Raw genomic sequence first — 2,284 nt, forward strand, 5'->3', positions numbered from 1 at the left:
TACCAACGCAACGCCTGGTCGCGGACCGAATCCGACGCTAGGTGACGGCGATATTTCCGGTGTCATGATTCGGCTTCGCAAACCGGCGTGCGTTGGTCCGCCGGCTTTCTCGTCAACGCCCCGCCCGTTGCCGCGCCGACGCGATTTAAGGCGGCCAGCAAGCCCAGGCTCAGGAACGTAACGCCGGCAGCCAACCAGCCGACGCGTTCGAAATGGTGCAGTAAGGCGCCATTCCCGCCGGTCATCAAGCCCGCGCACCAGGCCGCCAAACCTGAGGCGGCCTCGGTGCTAGCGGTATTCACCGTCATGTAGCGACCGCGCAACGGCGGCGGCACCCGGCCAATCAGCCAGACCGAAGCCGGAATCGCCCGGGTGGATGTTAAAACCATGAATAACACAAACACCAGCGTTGTTTGCCACAAAGGGCCGGGTTGCAACCAGGTCAGCCACAGATGCGGAACCATGCTGGCGACCATCAACAAAGCCAAGACCCTGGCGGCTCCGCAACGGTCCACCGCGCGACCGACACCACGCGCCGCAGCGAAAGTCGCCAATCCGGCACACAGATAAATCCAGGACAAATCGCGCAAGCCGACGCCCAATGTGCCGTTCAAATGCGCGCCCAGATAAGGCACGATCAGAAAACCAGCAAAAACGATGCCGAAGCTCAATAACCAACCGAATGCCAGTGCCGGCGAACGCAAACTCCCCCGCCCGGCGCCAGCGCCGGGCGGTGACTTGGGTAAGGCCTGGTAAAGTCTTAGCCACCACAGCGCGGACAGTGCCGCGACCGCGAAAAACGGAATCCGCCATCCGCCCAACGCAGCCAACCCCAATCCCGAGGGCACGCCTATCACGGCGCAAACCCCGAAAGCAGACATGATCGTACCTATAGCCTGTCCGCGACGCTCGGGCTCGATGCGGTCGGCTATCATCGCCATCATGGTCGCACTCATCAACCCTGCGCAAGCTCCCGCCAACGCCCTCGCGGCCAACAGCGCGCCGAACTCCACGGCAAGACCGCAAGCCAAGGAGGCGACGACAAACCCGGCGTACAAGGTCAACAAGGTGCGCTTGCGGTCGCCGCAATCAATCCACCTGCCGCCCACCAGACTGGTCAGCGCTGAGGCGAGCGTATAGACACCGACCAGTAATCCAAAGCGCGCCGGACCAATGTCGAAATCGCGCATCAGCTCTGCGCCCAGCGGCATTAGCACCATGTAATCAAGCAAAAGTATGAATTGAAGTACCGCTAGTAACCGCACCAGATGACGCTCCTGTAGTCCGGTCGGCGCGTTGAGTTTGAGCCTAGGCAGGGGCAGAGCTTGCGGCAACGGCCAATCCTCAGGCCGTACCGGCACGGCAATGGGCGTGCCGTCGGGGGCGGTCAGGATATGGCTATCGATGCCGTAAAGCTGTCGCAATAAGAGCGGATTCAATACCTCCGTCGGCGAACCGCAAGCCGCAAGCCTGCCGTCATCCAACGCCACCAGCCAATCAGCGTGGCGCGCGGCGATCAGGTCGTGCATTACCACCACGATGGTGCGGCCGGCATCGGCCAAAGCCCGTAACAAGGCAATCAATTCCAGTTGATGGCCGGGATCGAGCATACTGCCCGGTTCGTCCAATAACAGAACCGGCGTGGACTGAGCCAGCATCATCGCCATCCACGCGCGTTGCCGCTGCCCACCGGAAAGCCTCTCTAGCGGCTGCCCGGCCATGTCGCTCAGGTTGGTAAGACGTAAGGCCTCGCGTCTCGCCGCCTCGTCCTCCTCCGACCAGCGAGCCATCCAATGCCGATGCGGATGGCGCGCCAGCACTAGCAAAGCGTTCACACTCAGCCCAACCGGCGCTTGCGGAAACTGCGGCAAAAAACCTACGCTACGCGCAAAATCGGCAGTCGAGGAGTGCCGCAAGTCTTCGTTGTTTAGCCGAATACGCCCGGAATGGGGGTGATGCAGACGGGCCAGACAACGCAGCAAGGTGCTTTTGCCGCAGCCGTTGGCGCCGACAATGGCGGTAACCCGTCCCGCCGGAATTTGCAGGCTGAGGTCTCGCAGTACCGGTTCGGCGCCATAACCGGCGAATACTTGGTCGACGCGAAATTCCAACATTACGAAGCTCCGTAAGATTCCGGCCGCATCAGCAGCCACAGTAAAAAAGGACCACCCAAGAGACCGGCTACCACGCCGACCGGCAGTTCGATCGGCCCGGCCCCGATGCGCCCGAGCAAATCGGCGCCCGTGACCAGTATTGCGCCGACGATGGCTGAATGGCATAGCGG

General features: G+C 61.9%; 2 protein-coding genes. Both read right to left on the reverse strand.

Annotation, left to right across the window (positions count from 1 at the left end; translation table 11 throughout):
* Positions 1-62: 62 nt before the first annotated feature.
* Positions 63-2,114 carry an MFS transporter gene (locus tag NP589_RS21395; protein WP_256608785.1) on the reverse strand — a complete coding sequence of 684 codons (2,052 nt, stop codon included), beginning with the start codon at positions 2,112-2,114 and terminating at the stop codon, positions 63-65.
* Positions 2,114-2,266 (reverse strand): iron chelate uptake ABC transporter family permease subunit, encoded by a 153-nt coding sequence (locus NP589_RS21835; RefSeq protein ID WP_371929703.1) that lies wholly within the window; start codon positions 2,264-2,266, stop codon positions 2,114-2,116. The genes NP589_RS21395 and NP589_RS21835 overlap by 1 nt, the downstream gene beginning before the upstream one ends.
* Positions 2,267-2,284: the final 18 nt, after the last annotated feature.

The organism is Methylomonas rosea, assembly GCF_024505055.1.
Lineage (GTDB): Bacteria > Pseudomonadota > Gammaproteobacteria > Methylococcales > Methylomonadaceae > Methylomonas > Methylomonas rosea.